Raw genomic sequence first — 18741 nt, 5'->3', positions numbered from 1 at the left:
CAAGCGGTCGGAGTCGCGGCAATAGCCGCCACTTCGTCGCCGCGCGCCCTGGTTGCGCTTTACTCAAGTTGACGATAACGTAAACGTCGATTCTATCGTCCAATCGGTTTTTCTGCCCGGCCACGGGGCGTCCCATGAACACGCAATACACCATCACCGAGCTCGCGCGTGAATTCGACGTCACCCCGCGAGCGATCCGCTTCTACGAAGACCAGGGTTTACTCTCACCAAGCCGTGAAGGGTCGAGTGGACTGCGGCGCGTCTACTCGGGCCGCGACCGGACTCGTCTGAAACTCACGTTGCGGGGCAAGCGGCTCGGCTTTACGTTGTCGGAAATCCGCGATCTGCTCGATCTGTACGAATCGCCGACCGACACGGCTCCGCAATTGCACGCGTTTCTCGCCACGGTGACACGGCATCGCGAAGTGCTGGAGCGCCAGCTCGAAGACCTGAACGCGACGCTCGAAGACCTCGCGCAATACGAAGCCCAGGCGCGCGCGCTGCTTGAAAGCGGCGAACGCGAGCCGCAAGGGTTGGTGTCGGACGCCCGCTCGACATGAATCACTTTCCCAAACTGCTGTCGTCACAGATTGGCTTCGATCTTGCGCAGACGATGCTCGAAGGGTTCGATCGCCACTACCGCGTCTTCCGCGAGGCCGCAATTCACGCGAAGGCCCTGTTCGAAGCCGGTGACTGGCATGGCCTGCAACGCCTTGCGCGGGAACGGATTACTTCGTATGACGAACGGGTCGCGGAATGCGTCAAACTGCTCGAAGACGAATACGATGCCGAAAATATCGACGACGAGGTGTGGCAGCAGATCAAGCTGCACTACATCGGCCTCTTGACCACGCATCATCAGCCCGAGTGCGCAGAAACGTTTTTCAATTCGGTGTGCTGCAAGATTCTGCATCGCTCGTATTTCAACAATGACTTTATTTTTGTGCGGCCCGCCATCTCGACCGAATACATCGAGAACGACGAACCCGCGGCCAAACCGACCTATCGCGCGTATTACCCTGGTAAGGACGGTCTCGCTGCAACGCTCGAGCGCGTCGTCACCAACTTCCAGCTGGAACCCCCATTTGAGGATCTGCAGCGCGATGTCGGCTGCGTGATGCAGTCCATTCACGGCGCGTTCGGCACCTTCGACGAAGCCGCCAATTTCCAGATTCATGTGCTGTCGTCGCTGTTCTATCGCAACAAGTCGGCGTATATCGTGGGGCGCATCATCAACGGTGACGCGCTGCTCCCATTCGCCGTGCCGCTGCGTCACGTAAAGCCCGGTCTGCTCGCGCTCGACACCGTGCTGCTCAAGCGCGACCAGTTGCTGATCATCTTCAGCTTCTCGCACTCATATTTTCTGGTGGATATGGAAGTGCCGTCCGCGTACGTGGAGTTTCTCGGCACCGTCATGCCGGGCAAGCCCAAGGCGGAAATCTATACCTCGCTCGGCTTGCAGAAGCAGGGCAAGAATCTGTTCTATCGCGACCTGCTGCATCACCTGTCGCATTCGAGCGATCAGTTCATCATCGCGCCCGGCATCAAAGGGATGGTGATGCTGGTGTTCACGCTGCCCTCGTTTCCCTATGTGTTCAAGCTGATCAAGGACAATTTCCCGCCGCCCAAGGAAACTTCGCGCGAACAGATTCAGGGCAAATATCAGCTCGTCAAACGACACGACCGTTTAGGACGTATGGCCGATACGCTGGAGTATTCGAGCGTGGCGCTGCCTGTCTCGCGCCTCGACGAAGCGCTGTTGCACGAACTCGAAAAGGAAGTGCCGTCGATGCTCGAATACGAGGGCGACAACCTCGTGATCCGCCATCTGTACATCGAGCGCCGCATGATGCCGTTGAACCTCTATCTGCAAAATGGCAGCGACGAGGACGTCGATCACGGCATCCGCGAATACGGTGACGCGGTGAAGGAGCTGATGCAGGCGAACATCTTCCCCGGCGACATGCTGTACAAGAACTTCGGCGTGACACGTCATGGCCGCGTCGTGTTCTACGACTACGACGAGATCGAATACCTGACCGATTGCAATGTGCGCGCGGTGCCGCCGCCGCGCAACGAGGAAGACGAGATGTCCGGCGAGCCGTGGTACGCGGTTGGCTCGCATGACATTTTTCCCGAAACCTACGGTACCTTCCTGCTCGGCGACCCACGCGTGCGCCGCGCTTTCATGCAGCATCACGCAGACTTCTTCGATCCGGCGCTGTGGCAACGACATAAGGATCACTTACTGAAAGGCGAACTGCCCGACTTCTTTCCCTACGACAGCAGTGTGCGCTTCTGCATCCGCTATCCGGAGCGTTTCGCTCCCGGAACCGGCGTGCAGAAAGCTGCCGGTGCAAACGACTCAAGCGGCTCAAGCGACGCAAACAACACAAACGACACAACGGCAACGCGCGAATCTGCCGCTCGCGCGGCGTGAACGAACATGGACCCCGTTCTACGCCCGCCCCTCCTGCAACGACACCGACCGGTCCATCGGTCCAACAACCGACTCGACTCACCATGAACGCAAACGCTTCTTCTCTGCCCAACCCGCTCTCTCACCTGTTCGACAACAACGACAAGTGGGTAGCCCGCCAACTCGCCGAGGACCCCGAGTATTTCTCGCGCCTTGCCCACCAGCAGACGCCTGAATACCTGTGGATCGGCTGCTCGGATTCGCGCGTGCCGGCCAACCAGATCATCGGCCTGCCGCCGGGCGAAGTGTTCGTCCATAGAAACATTGCGAACGTCGTCGTGCACACCGATCTGAACTGCCTCTCCGTGATCCAGTTCGCGGTCGATCTGCTGAAGGTCAAGCACATCATGGTGGTGGGCCACTACGGCTGCTCGGGCGTGGGCGCCGCACTGCACGGCCGGCGTGTCGGTCTGGCTGACAACTGGCTGCATCACGTGCAGGATGTGCGCACCAAACACGCGACGCTGCTCGAAGAATGGCCAATGGGCGAAGCGCGTCACCGGCGTCTCGTGGAGCTGAACACGATCGAACAGGTCGTCAATGTATGCCGCACGACCATCGTCAACGACGCCTGGGCGCGCGGCCAGGAACTCACCGTGCACGGCTGGGCCTATGGCGTGCACGACGGCAAGGTGCGCAATCTCGGCATGATGATCGGCGCGCCGGATGAGCTCGATGAAACGTATTCGAAGTGCGTCGCGGCTGTATCGGCGAGCGGCGCGCATCGGGCAGACAACGACGTGGTCGCGTCCGACGCGGCCAGGCTCGGCGAGGTGCCGGCCGTCGTCGAAGGTGTGATCAAGGAGCTAAAACATGAGTGAGACAAAGCGTGACAACCAGGCCGATCCGATTGTGATCGTTTCCGTCGCCCGTACGCCGATGGCGGCGTTCCAGGGCGACTTCGCGACGCTGACCGCGCCGCAACTTGGCGCGATCGCGATCGAAGCGGCCGTCAAGCGCGCAGGTCTGGAGCCGGGACAGGTCGACGAAGTGGTGATGGGCTGCGTGCTGCCTGCCGGTCTCGGCCAGGCGCCCGCTCGTCAGGCAGCGCTCGGCGCGGGTTTACCGCTCTCCACCGGCAGCACGACGGTGAACAAGATGTGCGGCTCCGGCATGCGCGCGGCCATGTTCGCGCACGACATGCTGGCCGCGGGCTCGGTGGATGTGATCGTCGCGGGCGGCATGGAAAGCATGACCAACGCGCCTTACCTGCTGCCGAAGGCGCGTGGCGGCATGCGCATGGGCCACGGCCAGGTGATCGACCATATGTTCTACGACGGTCTCGAAGACGCCTACGAAAAGGGCCGCCTGATGGGCACCTTCGCCGAGGAATGCGCGACGTCATTCGACTTCACGCGTGAGGCGCAAGATGCCTTCGCCGTGGAGTCGCTCAAGCGCGCGAAGCGAGCCAACGAAGACGGTTCGTTTGCATGGGAAATCGCGCCCGTGAAGGTGGAGAGCCGCAAGGGCGACGTGACGATCGAACGCGACGAGCAGCCGTTCAAGGCGAACCTCGAGAAAATCGCGACGCTCAAGCCTGCGTTCAGCAAGACCGGAACGGTGACGGCCGCGAACTCGTCTTCTATCTCGGATGGCGCTGCAGCGTTGGTGATGATGCGTGAATCGACAGCGAAGCGGCTGGGTGTCACGCCGCTCGCGCGTGTGGTCGGTCATTCGACCTTCGCTCAGGAACCGGCGAAGTTCACCACCGCGCCGGTGGGCGCGATCCGCAAACTGTTCGAGAAGAACGGTTGGAGTGCGAACGAAGTGGACCTGTACGAGGTGAACGAAGCGTTCGCCGTTGTGACGATGGCCGCGATGAAAGAACACCGTCTGCCGCACGAGAAGGTCAACGTGAACGGCGGCGCCTGCGCGCTGGGCCATCCGATCGGCGCGTCGGGTGCGCGGATCCTGGTCACCCTGATCGGTGCGTTGAAGCACCGCGGCCTGAAGCGCGGTGTCGCGACGCTGTGCATCGGCGGGGGTGAGGCAACCGCGATGGGGATTGAACTGGTGTAAGGCGTTGCGGGTGCGCTGTGTCCTTCTCGTCCCCAAAGCGGGCACGGCGCATGCACCCAGTCCAGCATACGGTCCGCCCTGAACCCGCTTTAGATCCGTTTTGTACCTCGAGGTAATCGTATGAAAACAGTATTGATCGTCGGTGCGTCACGCGGCATCGGCCGCGAATTCGCGCACCAGTACAAAAAGGCTGGTTGGCGCGTGCTTGCCACCGCACGCGACGAGGCATCGCTCGAGGCACTTGAAGCGCTCGGCGCGGAGACGTTCTCACTCGACATCACCGTGCCCACCGAGATCGCTGCGCTTGGCTGGAAGCTCGATGGCGAGCGGCTCGATGCGGCATTGCTGGTGTCGGGCGTCTACGGTCCGCGTACGGACGGCGTGGAGACCGTCACCGCCGAGGACTTCGACGAAGTGATGGTGACCAATGTGCGCGGCCCCATGCAACTGATTCCGATCCTGCTGCCGCTCGTCGAGGACGCCAACGGCGTCCTCGCGGTGCTGTCGAGCAAGATGGGCAGCATCACCGAGGCGAGTGGCACCACGGGCTGGCTGTATCGCGTGAGCAAGGCGGCGCTCAACGACGCGCTGAAGATCGCCTCATTGCAGACGCGGCGCGCGGCATGCGTCGCGTTGCATCCAGGCTGGGTACGCACCGATATGGGCGGTGCACAGGCGGCGATCGATCCCGAGCGCAGCGTGAGCGGCATGCGCCAGGTCCTCGCTCAGGCCGCGGCGTCACACGAGTCGTTTAACGGCCGATTCTTCCAATACGACGGTACCTCGCTCGACTGGTGAAATCCTTGACGACGCAACGACCCACCGATTGCCCCTGCGGCGGCGCAGCGCCCGATCAGCGCAGCGGCGCCAGACCGCCGCGCTTCGCGCTTTGCTGTGGCCGCTTCATCGACGGCGGCGAGGCCGCCCCCAACGCGCTCGAACTGATGCGCTCGCGCTACAGTGCATACGTGCTCGGTGCGAACGACTATCTGCGCGCCACGTGGGCGCCGCATACCTGCCCTGCTGAACTCGACGCAAATCCCGACGCCTCCGACGCGCCGCGCTGGCTAGGTCTGCAGATCAAACGCTTCGCTTCGCAAGACGACAACCACGCCGAAGTCGAATTCGTCGCACGTTACAAGGTCGGCGGACGGGCTCACCGTTTGCACGAACTGAGCCGCTTCTTGCGCGGCGACGATGGCCGCTGGCGCTATGTCGACGGCGACCTCAGCGATACCTAGCACCACCACGTCAGACACCGCGCAGTAAGGGTCCGTAATATTTCAGCGCGTTAAAGCGGCCCGCTCGCGCGTAGCCCGCGCGCATTAATTTCGCCCTCACATACGCCCCTTAAAACGGCAGCGCGAATTTGTTGGAAGCCCACCACATCGGTCATTTCGCCCGGTCGTCCCGAACGGCGCTGTGCGCGTTGGGATTCGACACACCCGCGACGTATCGAGCACTACGAATTTTTTCTCGCGGGTTCTCCTGAATTGCACAAACACAATTTGTCGTGCCAGGATCGCTCTGAAGGTTTTGCAGCGACATGGTGCGAGGGTGCGGTCCAAACCGTCCCCGCACAGATGTCCGGAAACTGCGCTGGCGCCTTGATCCTCCGTGCGTCGAGCGTTGTTTCACGTGGCATCGTGTGTTGCTCATCATCGGCGCGTGGGGTCGCGTCGGCCAGGCTGGTGGGTTATCCCGTGCGATCTCGAACCGCGTGCGTGCGTCAGGCGCGCTACACACGCGAGTGTCTTTTTGTTGCCGCAAATCTTGCCGAAAGGCAAACGACAGCGAAACGAAAAGAGTCGCAGGCGATGTTGGTTTTAAGGACGTACTTCAAGGCAGGTACTGCGAATGGGTTGCAGAGAGTTTCTGACGGTCGGTGCAATGCTGTGTACATGGGCGGGATGTGCCGTGTCGTTTGCACACGCCGATCCACTGGCCGATTCGCAGGCTGCCGGGCCGCTCACACGCGCCGAAGTCCCACGCATCGCACTCGACGACGATACCTACCTGCCCCCCGTCAGCCTGAATCAGCAGATCATCCGTGTGCCCGTGGACGCCGCCGGCACGATCACGCTCGAAACGACGATCTACAAGCCGGACGGCGCGGGCCCCTTCCCGATGATCGTCTTCAACCACGGCAAGATGCCGGGCGACCCGCGCCAGCAATCGCGTAGCGATCCGCTGCCGTTCGCCCGCGAATTCGTGCGCCGCGGTTACGTGGTGGTGGCGCCTAACCGGCAGGGCTTCGCGCAATCGGGCGGCACGTACGAACAGGACGGCTGCGACGTCGAGCGTAACGGTTTGGGCCAGGCAGGCGATGTAGCCGCCACGATCGGGTACATGTCAAAGCAGCCGTATGTCGACGCACAGCACATCGTGGTAGCGGGCACGTCGCACGGCGGCCTCGCGACGATCGCCTACGGCACCGAGGCCGCGCCGGGCGTGCGGGCGTTGATCAATTTCTCGGGCGGTTTGCGGCAGGACGCGTGTACCGGCTGGCAGGACAATCTGACTCACGCGTTTAGCGCGTACGGTGAGAAGACTCACGTGCCTTCGCTGTGGCTGTATGGCGATAACGATTCGATCTGGTCGTCGCCGCTGGTCGCGAGCATGTACGCCGCGTATTCGGCACATGGCGCGGAAGCGAAGATGGTGGACTTTGGCGCATACAAGAACGACGCGCACCGGCTGGTTGGCGACCGCGATGGTGTGCGGGTCTGGTGGCCTGCAGTCGAGGCCTTCCTGGCGCGGGTGGGGATGCCCACTGGCGTGCAGTATCGGGTAGCGGATCCGGAGCCGCCTAAGGCTAGCGGGTATGCGGCTCTGGATGCGGTGACCGCTGTGCCGTTTGTCGACGAAGCTGGGCGCAATGGGTATCGGAATTTCTTGCATCAATATCCTAGCCGGGCTTTTGCTGTTTCTGACTCGGGAGCGTGGTCCTGGGCTGAGGGTGGGGATGATCCGATGTCGGTTGCTGTGGCTAATTGCCAGAAGCAGAGTTCGGCGCCTTGTCGGCTTTATGCTGTGAATGATTCTGTTGTCTGGAGTGACGGGGGGTCTTCGCAGACAGCTAGTGCCCAAGGCTCATCCTCCGGTGGGGTTAAGGGAGAGGATAAGAGGGCCTTGGCTAGTCGGGAATGAGGGCGGGGTTTGTTTGCCTGCGCGGCGCTTGTCCTTGGTCTTGCTGCTTTGGCCTTTCCTTGCATTCTTAGTGGTCTATTAGTGATGCCCCTGTGCGGGGCGGCACTTACTTTCTTTGCCGCCGCAAAGAAAGTAAGCAAAGAAAGCGGGCTTCTAACCGCTAGCCTGTAGGTGTCCACCGCCTAAACTATCCCAGAGTGGTCCGCGCACGCAACGTGCCCTCGCACCGCACCCCTTAGTGACAAAGCACTCATCTGCTCCAGCGTTGCGCTACGCGCCCGCCGACGGGCATAACCCCTTCTGCAAAACGTGGCGGGAACACCTCGCCGTCATACGTGCTCGAATGCCTCGCGTAAGTATTAGGCGGTGCTGAGTATTGGCTGCTGAAATTTTTCTCAGCAATACTTCGCATAACAAACTAATAGAAAACCACCAACACAAGCAGCACACCTTGGTGAACCCTACCGGTGACGCACGAGGTGCGGAATCGGGATGGATGAGTCCTTTGTCACCAGGGGGAAGTGTGCGAGGGACGATTTCGTGCGCGGACCACTACGACTTCATGTCAGTGGTGGACACCTACAGGCTGGCGGTTGGAAGCCCGCTTTCTTTGCTTACTTTCTTTGCGGCGGCAAAGAAAGTAAGTGCCGCCCCGCACAGGGGCGAAGCTAATAGACCGATAAGACAGCAAGGAAAGGCCAACACCCCCAGTAAAACCCAAAAACCGAGGCGCCGCAGGCAAAACCCGACCCATACCCCCAAAAAAGCCCGCCGCAGGCAAAAACCCATCCCGACGAACCACATTTTTCGCACCCACCCCCCATGACTTTGCCGCCGTCATCTACGTGCAAAAACCCTCATCTGTGAAGATCAGATAAAACCTGCCAACAACGTCCCCGAACTGCACGCGTAGGATCAAAAAAGCCCCGCGCAGAGGGTAGTGCATGAACATAAAGAACGCGCTAATCTCACCCCCGACCGCCGCAAGGCAACAAACAAACCGCACCAAACCACAAGCGTCCGGCCCCCAAAACCGGCCGCGCGCAGCGCAAAAAGCCACACCGCGTAGCGAGAACGAGCACCCTCGCCGCACAGTACCGGAGCAGTTTTGAACACACGAGCAACTGAAGGCATCCAAGGCACCGAAGGCGCCGACCACGCCACCGACTGGGTCGCCCGCAGCCTGCGCGCCGTCTGGCATCCCTGCACCCAGATGAAACACCACGAGCGCCTGCCGCTCATCCCCATCGCCCGCGGCGCCGGCCCCTGGCTCTATGACCGCGACGGTCATCGCTATCTCGATGCCATCAGCTCCTGGTGGGTCAACCTGTTTGGTCACGCTAACCCCCGTATCAACGCTGCGCTCAAAGACCAGCTCGATACGCTCGAACACGCCATGCTCGCCGGCTGCACCCACGAGCCCGCCATTGAACTCGCCGAGCGCCTCGCTACCTTCACGCAAAATACCCTCGGGCACGCATTCTTCGCATCCGATGGCGCCTCGGCCGTCGAAATTGCCCTGAAGATGAGCTTCCACTCCTGGCGCAATCGCGGCTTCCCCGACAAGCAGGAATTCGTCTGCATTGCTAACAGTTATCACGGCGAGACCATCGGCGCTCTCGCCGTCACCGATGTCGCCTTGTTCAAGGATGCCTACGATCCGCTGATCCGTCATGCTCATGTCGTCGCATCGCCTGACGCGCGGCAAGCGCAACCCGGCGAAAGCGCAGCCGACGTCGCGCGTCGTGCGCTCGAGAGCGTGCGCGCCCTGTTCGAGTCACGCAGCACGAAGATCGCCGCGCTGATCATCGAGCCGCTCGTGCAGTGCGCCGCCGGCATGGCCATGCACGATCCGTCGTATATCGCCGGTCTGCGGGCGCTCTGCGATCAATACGGCGTGCATCTGATCGCCGATGAAATCGCCGTCGGCTGCGGTCGCACCGGCACCTTCTTCGCCTGCGAACAGGCCGGCATCTGGCCGGATTTCCTCTGTCTGTCGAAAGGTATCAGCGGCGGCTATCTGCCGCTGTCTATCGTGCTGTCGCGCGATGAAATCTTCCAGGCTTTCTACGACGACGATACGGCCCGCGGCTTCCTGCATTCGCATTCGTACACGGGTAATCCTCTCGCCTGTCGCGCCGCGCTCGCCACCCTGGATCTGTTCGCCAGCGATGACGTGCTCGCGGTCAACGCAAAGAAATCCGCCACGCTGCGAGCGGCGCTCGCACCGCTTGCTGAACATCCGCACGTACGCAATCTGCGTCAGTGCGGCACGATCTTCGCGTTCGATGCAGTGATCACCAATGCACAACACGCCAAAACATTCTCACGCCGCTTCTTTCAGAACGCCTTGCAGCGCGAACTGCTGTTGCGGCCGATTTCGACCACCGTATATCTGATGCCTCCGTACATCCTTAGCGACGACGAACTCGCGTTGCTCGCCGCGAGAACCCTTGAGACCTTCGACGCCACGCTCGCGGAGGCCGTATGATGCCGTTGCTCGACATGCTCCAGCAAGGCCTGCAGGACCTCGACGCGCAGGGCCTGCGGCGCCGTCGCCGCATCGCCGATACGCCGTGTGCCGCACACATGACCGTCGACGGCCGCGAGATGATCGGCTTTGCCAGCAATGACTATCTCGGCCTCGCCGCGCATCCTCTGCTGGTGGCTGCGATTGCTGAAGGCGCGCGGCGCTATGGTTCGGGCAGCGGTGGCTCGCATCTGCTCGGCGGCCATTCGCGTGCACACGCCAAACTCGAGGACGATCTGGCGGGTTTCGTCGGAGGCTTTGTCGATGCGCCGCGCGCGCTGTACTTCAGCACTGGCTATATGGCGAATCTCGCCACGCTTACCGCGCTCGCGGGACGTGGCACCACGCTTTTCTCCGATGCTCTCAATCACGCCTCGTTGATTGATGGCGCGCGGCTTTCGCGCGCCGACGTGCAGGTCTATCCGCACGCCGACACCGAAGCCTTGAGTGCCATGCTGGAAGCATCGGACGCGACCGTAAAGCTGATCGTCTCCGATACGGTGTTCAGCATGGACGGCGACGTCGCCCCTCTAGCGCGTTTGCTCGAACTCGCTGAGCAGCACGGCGCGTGGCTCGTCCTCGACGATGCACATGGCTTCGGCGTGCTCGGACCGCAAGGGCGCGGCGCCATCGCTCATGAAGCGCTGCGCTCGCCCAACCTGATTTCCATCGGCACGCTCGGCAAAGCAGCCGGTGTGTCGGGCGCTTTCGTCGTGGCCCATGAGACCGTCATCGAATGGCTGGTGCAGCGGGCACGTCCGTATATTTTTACCACCGCTTCGGTGCCGGCTGCTGCGCATGCTGTGTCGGCGAGCCTGCGCATCATCAGTGGCGATGAAGGCGATGCGCGGCGCGCGCATCTGCAGAAACTGATCGAACGCACCCGTGCGATGCTTAAAGCCACGCCGTGGTTGCCGGTCGATTCACACACTGCCGTTCAACCGCTCATCATCGGTGCGAACGATGCAACGCTTGAAATCGCCGCCACGCTCGAGCGTGACGGTCTTTGGGTGCCAGCGATCCGTCCGCCCACCGTGCCGGCCGGCACGTCGCGGCTGCGCGTCTCGTTGTCGGCCGCTCACTCGCAGGCGGATCTCGATCGCCTTGAAGCAGGCTTGCAGCGGCTTGGTAGAGGTGCGGCATGAGTGCGGCGCGCTCCGTGTTCGTCACCGGCACCGATACGGAAATCGGCAAGACTTTGGTCTCGGCGGCACTGCTGCGCGGCTTCGCGCGCGAAGGATTGCGCGCTGCTGCGATGAAGCCGATCGCCGCAGGTGCCTTCGAGATGGACGGCGTGTGGCACAACGAAGACGCTGATCAGCTCGACGCTGCATCCAGCGTGCTTCTTCCCCCAGACCTTCGTACACCGTATCTTCTGAAAGCGCCGGCCGCACCGCATATCGTCGCCGCTCAGGAAAACGTCACGCTCGATATCGGCCGCATCGTCGATTGTCACGCGCAGGCACTGCAGCTTGCAGACGTGGTGGTCGTGGAAGGCGTCGGCGGGTTCCGCGTGCCGCTTACCGATACGCAGGACACAGCGGATCTCGCCTGTGCGCTGAACCTGCCGGTCGTGCTTGTGGTCGGCATGCGGCTCGGCTGTATCAGCCACGCGTTGCTCACCGCTGAAGCGATCGCCGCGCGCGGCTTGCATCTGGCGGGCTGGGTCGCAAACCGCGTCGATCCGGAGATGGGCTTCGCGGACGAAAACATTGCCGCGATCCGTAGCCGGCTCGATCGCCAGTACGACACACCGTTGCTTGGCATCGTCCCGCATCTGAAGCCGATTTCGGCCGATGCGGCAGCTGATGCCATCAACACCTCCATGCTATTGCAGACGCTGCGTGCAGCGCGGCTCTGAACCCACTTCATCTCCATCCATGAGGATTGACGATATGACCCAGCTTCACCTCGACCGCCCGCAAACAGACTCGACCGTTGCCAACGCCGCCACCGCAGCGGCGCCGGCCGCACGCTATCGCGTCGCCGACATCATTGCGTTGTACGAACTGCCGTTCAACGATCTGATGTTCCGTGCGCAGCAGGTGCACCGTGAGCATTTCGATGCGAACACCGTACAGCTATCGACGCTACTGTCCATCAAGACCGGCGGCTGCGAGGAAGACTGCGCATACTGCCCGCAGTCGGTGCATCACGACACGGGACTTAAGGCAGACAAGCTGATGCCGGTCGACGAGGTGCTCGCCGCTGCACGCGTTGCCAAAGACAACGGCGCGACGCGCTTCTGCATGGGCGCGGCCTGGCGTAATCCGAAGGACCGTCACCTCGAGCCGATCAAGGACATGATCCGCGGCGTGAAAGCGATGGGCCTCGAAACCTGCGTGACGCTCGGCATGCTCGAGACGCACCAGGCGCAAGGGCTACGCGACGCGGGTCTCGATTACTACAACCATAACCTCGATACTTCGCCGGAGTTTTACGGCCAGATCATCTCGACGCGTACCTATCAGGACCGTCTCGACACGTTGGAACGCGTCCGCGATGCAGGTATCAACGTGTGTTGCGGCGGCATTGTGGGTCTAGGCGAATCGCGCCGCGAACGTGCGGGCCTGATCACGCAACTGGCCAACATGGACCCGTATCCGGAATCGGTGCCGATCAACAATCTGGTGCAGGTCGAGGGCACACCGCTCACCGGCACTGAAGCGCTTGATCCGTTCGAATTCGTGCGCACGATCGCCGTTGCGCGTATCACGATGCCGCGCGCGATGGTGCGTTTGTCGGCCGGACGCGAGCAGATGAATGAGGCATTGCAGGCGATGTGCTTCCTGGCAGGTGCGAATTCGATTTTCTACGGCGATCAATTGTTGACTACCAGCAATCCGCAGGCTGAGGCGGATCGCAAGCTGCTTGAGCGTCTTGGGATTCGGGCGGAGGCTGCGCAACAGATGCCGTTGGACAAGAGCGGCTGCGAACATGGTTGCGACGGGCATTCTTCCGCTGCGAATTGAGCGTCAAACCAGCGCGTGCCTCACCGCCTCCACTGGCTCCTCGCGAAACCTCAGCGGCGCGGCGCAATGCACGAGCGTATCGACGAAATACTTCGCCCGCGGCCACGGCCCAAAGCCTGCCGCCGTGTTGATATGCCCGGCATCCCCAAGATTCACAAACGCGCTGCCAAACCGCTGCGCCAGCTCGCGTGAACCGGCCAGCGGCATCCATGGATCGGTCTCGCTGCCGATCAGGATCGACGGCACCCCGAGCCGGCGCGCCTCGAAGTGTCCAGCGAAGGTGAATTTTTCTGGGCTGGCCGGCGCGACAAACAGCACGCCCGCCACGTCGCCCACATACGACGCCTGCTGCAACGCATGCGCCGCCGCAAGGCAACCGAAACTGTGCGCCGCCAGCACGAACGGCCCGCGTTCGCGCGCGAGCAGTTCGCGCACCGAGCGCGCCCAGCCCGCCAGATCCGGTGCGTCCCAATCCGCCTGTTCAACGCGCAGCGAGCGGGCGAACTGCCGTTCGAGCCAGGTCTGCCAATGCGCGCCCTCGCTGCCGTGCAGGCCCGGTACAGTCACGAGCCGTGGCGGCCACGTCGATTTGCTGCATGAAAGCATGATTCTCCTCGCTGCCGGAATCCGGAAACCTATTGTGGAGCGGGGCCCTGCGGACACGAACCAACTTTTTCTCATTTGCTTATTGGGCGTCCAATCCGGGACACGCGCCGGGGACGCATGGGGGCGCTCATCCGGACGCCTAGGCCCAATCCGCACGCGATTGGCCTCGAAAAAGTAGAATGAAGCCTATCCAAAAACGTAGGAGGCCCCATGTCGCAAGCGTCATCTGTCCAGCCACGAGCGCTGCAGCCGTTCCATCTGGCGTTTCCGGTCACCAGCCTGGAAAACGCACGCGCCTTCTACGGCGACCTGCTCGGCTGTCCGGAAGGACGCAGTTCGCCGGAATGGGTCGATTTCGATTTTTTTGGCCACCAACTTGTCGCGCATCTCGCGCCCAATGAAACCGGCCGTGCCGGCGTCAATGCTGTAGATGGCGATGACGTTCCCGTGCGCCATTTCGGCGTCGTGCTAAGCACGGACGACTGGCACGCACTCGCAGACAGGCTCAAGGCAGCCGGCACCGCGTTCATCATCGAGCCGCATATCCGTTTCAAAGGCGAAGTCGGTGAACAGGCCACCATGTTCTTCCTCGACCCTTGCGGCAACGCGCTCGAATTCAAGGCCTTCAAGGACATCAGCCGCCTGTTCGCCAAGTGATGCACGCACCGATCGCATGAAGATACTTTTCTACACGCCTCAGCCTGAAGCCGCGTCCTGGCTACACGATTTCACCCGTGCGCTGCCCGAGGCCGAACTGCGTGAATGGCAACCGGGCGACACCGCGCCGGCTGACTTCGCCGTCGTCTGGCGGCCGCCGCGCGAGATGCTGGCAGACCGCAAGGGGCTGCGCGCCATCTTCAATCTCGGCGCGGGTGTCGATGCGATTCTCGCACTCGAGCGCGCGCATCCCGGCACCCTGCCGCGGTCCGCGCAACTCGTTCGTCTCGAAGACGGCGGCATGGCCCCGCAAATGGCCGAGTACGTGACGCATGCCGTGCTGCGCTACCTGCGCCGCTTCGACGAATATGAAACGCTGCAAGCGGAACGCCGCTGGAAAGTGCTCGATCCCCATCCGCGCGACACCTTCACCGTCGGCGTGCTCGGCCTGGGTGTGCTCGGTACCCACGTGGCCCGCGCGCTGGTCCCGTTTGGCATGCCTGTGCGTGGCTATAGTCGCAGCGCGCGGCAAATCGAAGGCGTGCAGACTTTTGCTGGCGAGGCGCAGTTCGAGGCGTTCCTCAGTGACGTCAAGGTGCTGGTGAATCTGCTGCCGCACACTCCCGAGACGCATGACATGCTGAACCGGCGCACCTTCTCGAAGCTCGCGCATGGCGCCTATCTGATCAACGTCGCGCGCGGTGCGCATCTGGTTGAACAGGATCTGCTCGACGCGCTAGCCGACGGTCAGATTGCTGGCGCTACGCTGGACGTGTTCCGCGAGGAACCGCTGCCCGTCGATCATCTGTTCTGGCAGGAACCTCGCATCACGATCACCCCGCATAGCTCGGCGCAGACCTTGCGCGCAGAGAGCGTCGCCCAGGTCGCGCATAAGATGATCGCGCTGATGCGCGGCGAGCCGGTGAGCGGGGTCGTCGACATCGATCGCGGCTACTGAATTCCCGATACAACGCCGCCTCGTGCGGCAGGAGACCCATCATGGCCATGCCACAAGCCGTCAAAGTCGTCGAAGTCGGCCCACGCGACGGACTGCAGAACGAAAAGGACTTCGTTCCCACCGCGGTCAAGATCGAACTGGTCAACCGCCTGTCTGCGGCGGGTTTTCGCAACGTCGAGTCGGCCTCGTTCGTGTCGCCCAAGTGGGTGCCGCAGATGGCCGATGGCGCTGACGTCATGGCCGGCATCGAACGCCGTCCCGGCACGATCTATTCGGTGCTGACGCCGAATCTGCGCGGCTTCGAAGGCGCTCTCGCGGCACGCGCCGACGAAATCGTGATCTTCGGTGCAGCCAGCGAGGCGTTTTCGCAGCGGAACATCAACTGCAGCATCGCCGAGAGCATCGCGCGCTTCGAACCCGTTGCTCAGGCCGCCAGGGAGCATGGTGTGCGGATTCGCGGCAGCGTATCGTGCGCGCTTGGCTGTCCGTATCAGGGCGAGGTACCGGTGTCGTCGGTGATCGACGTGGTGGAGCGGTTTGCGGCGCTCGGTTGCGACGAGATCGATATCGCCGACACGATCGGCGTGGGCACGCCCAGACGCACGCGCGAAGTCTTTGCTGCGGTCACCGAAGTGTTTCCACGCGAGCAACTGTCGGGGCATTTCCACGACACCTACGGCCAGGCACTCGCCAACATCTACGCCGCGCTGCTCGAAGGGATCGAGATTTTTCACGCATCGGTAGCGGGGCTTGGCGGTTGCCCGTATGCGAAGGGCGCCACCGGTAACGTTGCCACCGAAGACGTGCTGTATTTACTGCAGGGCCTGGGTATCGAGACCGGTATTGATCTCGCTCAGGTCGTCGCGATCGGCGATTTCATCTCGACCTCGATCGGCAAGCCGAACAACTCGCGCGCTGGCAAAGCCTTGCTCGCCAAAACACGCAGCGAACAAGGTTCCTGCGTTTGACCTCTCATCCACTGGAAAGCGCTTCATGACCGACAACGTTCCTCCCCACGCCGACGATCTCAACGCGCTGCCGGATTCGGCACGCCGTGTCGCATTGCTGCTGCGTGAGCGCGGCCACACCGGACAGATCGTGATGCTGCCGGAAACCGGCAAGACTTCAGCCGAAGCCGCTGCAGGACTCGGTTGCGAGGTCGCGCAGATCGCCAAATCGATCCTGTTTCGCCGCCGCGAAGACGACGCACCGGTGCTGGTGGTGGCAAGCGGCGCGAACCGCGTCGATGAGAAAAAGGTCGCGGCACAGGTCGGCGAGATTGGACGCGCCGATGCGAAGTTCGTGCGCGAAAAGACCGGCTATGCGATTGGCGGCGTCTGCCCGATCGGCCACGCCACGCCGCCGGTTACGCTGATCGATGCAGACCTGCTTACGCTCGACACTCTTTGGGCCGCAGCCGGCCACCCGCATGCGGTCTTCAATCTCTCGCCGCAAGAGCTGGTCGCTCTGACCGGCGCGCCGGTCGCCGACGTGGCGCTACGAGAAGCCGAATGACGACGGCGGGCACCGTGGACCAACAGGACGCGGTCGCACCCGTGCCGTCGCCGTGCATCAACGTGTGCCGGATGGACGAAGTGAGTGGCTGGTGCGAAGGATGTCTGCGCACCATCGATGAAATCGCGTGCTGGTCCACCTATGACGATGTCACCAAAAGCGCGGTATGGGACGCGCTCGACCATCGCCACGCGCAGTGGATGGCGCAAAACCGGCAGGCTGCGAAATGAATGCGGCGCCGCGCATCGTGACGATCGGGGAGAGTTGTAGCTGCACGCTGACGTTGTCACCAGACTCGGTCAAATCGTTCGCGACGCTCGTCAACGATCTGAACCCGCTGCATCACGACGACGCTTACGCTGAGCAAAGCCGCTTCGGAGGCCTGATCGCTTCCGGCACACAGCCTTCCGCGCATTTCATGGCGATGCTGGCGACGCATTTTTCGCAGTACGCGCAGCCACTAGGCCTCGAGTTCGATATCAAGCTGAAGAAAGCGGTCCATGCGCAGGACACGTTGACGATGACGTGGCGCGTCCGTGACGCCTGGTGGAAGCCGAGCCTGAACGGCGACCTGACGCAACTCGACGGCTCGGTTGTGAACCAGCGCGGCGAGACGGTGCTGCTCGGCACCTCGACGATTCTCGTGATGGCGAAACCCACGCAGGGTGATTCCGCAGAGTCCGCTCAGGAGTCCAACCCATCATGAATCTGCCGGCGTCGATCCAGGTGTTCGAGCGCGGCTGGTTGTCGTCGAACAACGTGCTGCTGGTTGACGATGCCTGCGCCGCCTTCGTCGATACGGGTTACGCGACTCATGCGACTCAAACGCTGGCCCTGGTGCAGGCGGCACTCGGCGAACGACCGCTCGATCTGATCGTCAACACCCATCTGCACTCCGACCACTGCGGCGGCAACGCGTTACTGCAGGCAGCATGGTCATGCCGCACAGCCATCCCCGCTGCTGAGACGGAGGCGGTGCGCAACTGGGATGAAGCTCACCTGACGTTTCGCGGCACGGGCCAGACCTGCGAGCGCTTCACCTTCACCGAAACAATCGCGCCCGGCATGCGCCTCAGGCTCGGCGCGCTCGACTGGGAGGTGCTCGGCGCACCCGGACACGATCCACACTCGCTGATGCTCTATTGCGCGGAAGAACGCCTGCTGATCAGTGCAGACGCGCTATGGGAAAACGGTTTCGGCGTGATCTTTCCGGAACTCGATGGCGAAAGCGGCTTTGCGGAAGAACAGGCCGTGCTGGAAACTATCGCCACGTTAGACGTCCGCATGGTGATTCCGGGTCACGGCGCGCCGTTCACGAACGTTGCGCAGGCGCTGGAGCGGGCGTTTTCGCGGGTCGCATGGTTGCGTGCCGATCCGGCGCGCAACGCGAAGAATGCATTGAAGGTGCTGATCGTGTTCAAACTGCTCGAAGTGCGGACCATGACCTTCGATGCGCTCGCACGCATGCTCGACAGCGCCAGCACGATGCGCGCCGCTGCCGCCATGCTCAGACCGCGCGGCGAATGGCCGGCTCTTTTGCGTGGACTGATCGAAGAACTGGCAGTGCAGGGAGGTCCGTTGGCGGTGGACGGTGAGCGCGTTGTCGCACGCGGCACCGTCACAAGTAGCGCGTGATCAGCTCCGAAGAAAGCGTTAAGGGGAACGTAGGCATCGCCGCTCAACAAACGTCAAAAGCCGCCGCGCAAAAAAAGAAAGCCGCTCGCCATAAATGGCGAGCGGCAGAATTCGGTCGACGTGATCATCGTCTGTGCAAATGATACCTGCGCGGGTTTTTTGGCCGCATCGGTGATTTCCCTACAAAAGGTTGACACTATCATCCCACGGCACGGGGGCA

General features: G+C 62.3%; 19 protein-coding genes. 18 read left to right on the top strand and 1 reads right to left on the bottom strand.

What is annotated here, in order from left to right; all coding sequences use genetic code 11:
- Positions 1-134 precede the first annotated feature (134 nt).
- The 11 genes from BUS06_RS04610 to bioB all read left to right on the top strand — a co-directional run bounded on the left by BUS06_RS04610 (position 135) and on the right by bioB (position 13150).
- Complete coding sequence (locus tag BUS06_RS04610; protein ID WP_074263189.1) at positions 135-560, top strand: MerR family transcriptional regulator; 426 nt, start codon at positions 135-137, stop codon at positions 558-560.
- Complete coding sequence (gene aceK / locus BUS06_RS04605; RefSeq protein WP_254368756.1) at positions 557-2440, top strand: bifunctional isocitrate dehydrogenase kinase/phosphatase; 1884 nt, start codon at positions 557-559, stop codon at positions 2438-2440. The genes BUS06_RS04610 and aceK overlap by 4 nt, the downstream gene beginning before the upstream one ends.
- A gap of 83 nt (positions 2441-2523) precedes the next feature.
- Positions 2524-3300, top strand: coding sequence for a carbonate dehydratase (gene can, locus BUS06_RS04600; protein WP_074263188.1), 777 nt, complete (start codon positions 2524-2526; stop codon positions 3298-3300).
- Positions 3293-4498, top strand: coding sequence for an acetyl-CoA C-acetyltransferase (locus BUS06_RS04595; protein ID WP_074263187.1), 1206 nt, complete (start codon positions 3293-3295; stop codon positions 4496-4498). Before can ends, BUS06_RS04595 begins: the two co-directional genes overlap by 8 nt.
- A 120-nt stretch (positions 4499-4618) precedes the next feature.
- Positions 4619-5296 carry an SDR family oxidoreductase gene (locus BUS06_RS04590; protein ID WP_074263186.1) on the top strand — a complete coding sequence of 226 codons (678 nt, stop codon included), beginning with the start codon at positions 4619-4621 and terminating at the stop codon, positions 5294-5296.
- A 5-nt stretch (positions 5297-5301) separates the two neighbouring features.
- On the top strand, positions 5302-5739 hold the full coding sequence (locus BUS06_RS04585; protein ID WP_174567501.1) for a YchJ family protein: 438 nt from the start codon (positions 5302-5304) through the stop codon (positions 5737-5739).
- 616 nt (positions 5740-6355) lie between these two features.
- On the top strand, positions 6356-7648 hold the full coding sequence (locus BUS06_RS04580; RefSeq protein ID WP_074263184.1) for a dienelactone hydrolase family protein: 1293 nt from the start codon (positions 6356-6358) through the stop codon (positions 7646-7648).
- Positions 7649-8756: 1108 nt separating this feature from the next.
- Complete coding sequence (gene bioA, locus BUS06_RS04575; protein WP_254368755.1) at positions 8757-10139, top strand: adenosylmethionine--8-amino-7-oxononanoate transaminase; 1383 nt, start codon at positions 8757-8759, stop codon at positions 10137-10139.
- Positions 10139-11323, top strand: coding sequence for an 8-amino-7-oxononanoate synthase (bioF, locus tag BUS06_RS04570; RefSeq protein WP_074265915.1), 1185 nt, complete (start codon positions 10139-10141; stop codon positions 11321-11323). The genes bioA and bioF overlap by 1 nt, the downstream gene beginning before the upstream one ends.
- Entirely contained in the window at positions 11320-12039 is a 720-nt protein-coding gene (gene bioD, locus BUS06_RS04565; protein WP_074263183.1) for a dethiobiotin synthase, read from the top strand. Before bioF ends, bioD begins: the two co-directional genes overlap by 4 nt.
- A gap of 34 nt (positions 12040-12073) precedes the next feature.
- Positions 12074-13150 (top strand): biotin synthase BioB, encoded by a 1077-nt coding sequence (gene bioB, locus BUS06_RS04560; RefSeq protein WP_074263182.1) that lies wholly within the window; start codon positions 12074-12076, stop codon positions 13148-13150.
- Positions 13151-13153: 3 nt separating this feature from the next.
- On the opposite strand, the gene BUS06_RS04555 is transcribed toward bioB, so the two are convergent.
- On the bottom strand, positions 13154-13756 hold the full coding sequence (locus BUS06_RS04555) for an RBBP9/YdeN family alpha/beta hydrolase (RefSeq protein ID WP_074263181.1): 603 nt from the start codon (positions 13754-13756) through the stop codon (positions 13154-13156).
- Positions 13757-13966: 210 nt separating this feature from the next.
- On the opposite strand from BUS06_RS04555, the gene BUS06_RS04550 reads away from it, so the two are divergent.
- From BUS06_RS04550 to BUS06_RS04520, 7 genes are read left to right on the top strand one after another with little or no spacing between them, the layout of a single operon-like run.
- Positions 13967-14413: a VOC family protein gene (locus BUS06_RS04550; protein ID WP_074263180.1), complete on the top strand. Its 447-nt coding sequence runs from the start codon at positions 13967-13969 to the stop codon at positions 14411-14413.
- 16 nt (positions 14414-14429) lie between these two features.
- Entirely contained in the window at positions 14430-15371 is a 942-nt protein-coding gene (locus BUS06_RS04545) for a 2-hydroxyacid dehydrogenase (RefSeq protein WP_074263179.1), read from the top strand.
- A gap of 41 nt (positions 15372-15412) precedes the next feature.
- Complete coding sequence (locus BUS06_RS04540) at positions 15413-16339, top strand: hydroxymethylglutaryl-CoA lyase (RefSeq protein WP_074263178.1); 927 nt, start codon at positions 15413-15415, stop codon at positions 16337-16339.
- 25 nt (positions 16340-16364) lie between these two features.
- Positions 16365-16886, top strand: a complete 522-nt coding sequence (locus tag BUS06_RS04535) for a YbaK/EbsC family protein (protein WP_074263177.1) — start codon at positions 16365-16367, stop codon at positions 16884-16886.
- Positions 16883-17116, top strand: a complete 234-nt coding sequence (locus BUS06_RS04530) for a DUF1289 domain-containing protein (protein ID WP_074263176.1) — start codon at positions 16883-16885, stop codon at positions 17114-17116. Before BUS06_RS04535 ends, BUS06_RS04530 begins: the two co-directional genes overlap by 4 nt.
- On the top strand, positions 17113-17592 hold the full coding sequence (locus tag BUS06_RS04525) for a MaoC family dehydratase (protein WP_074263175.1): 480 nt from the start codon (positions 17113-17115) through the stop codon (positions 17590-17592). The genes BUS06_RS04530 and BUS06_RS04525 overlap by 4 nt, the downstream gene beginning before the upstream one ends.
- The gene (locus BUS06_RS04520) at positions 17586-18521 is read left to right on the top strand and encodes an MBL fold metallo-hydrolase (RefSeq protein ID WP_074263174.1); all 936 of its coding nucleotides are present in this window, start codon (positions 17586-17588) and stop codon (positions 18519-18521) included. The genes BUS06_RS04525 and BUS06_RS04520 overlap by 7 nt, the downstream gene beginning before the upstream one ends.
- Positions 18522-18741: the final 220 nt, after the last annotated feature.

Source organism: Paraburkholderia phenazinium (genome assembly GCF_900141745.1).
In the GTDB taxonomy this organism is placed as follows: domain Bacteria; phylum Pseudomonadota; class Gammaproteobacteria; order Burkholderiales; family Burkholderiaceae; genus Paraburkholderia; species Paraburkholderia phenazinium_B.
This window is presented reverse-complemented; position numbering and strand designations above follow the sequence as displayed.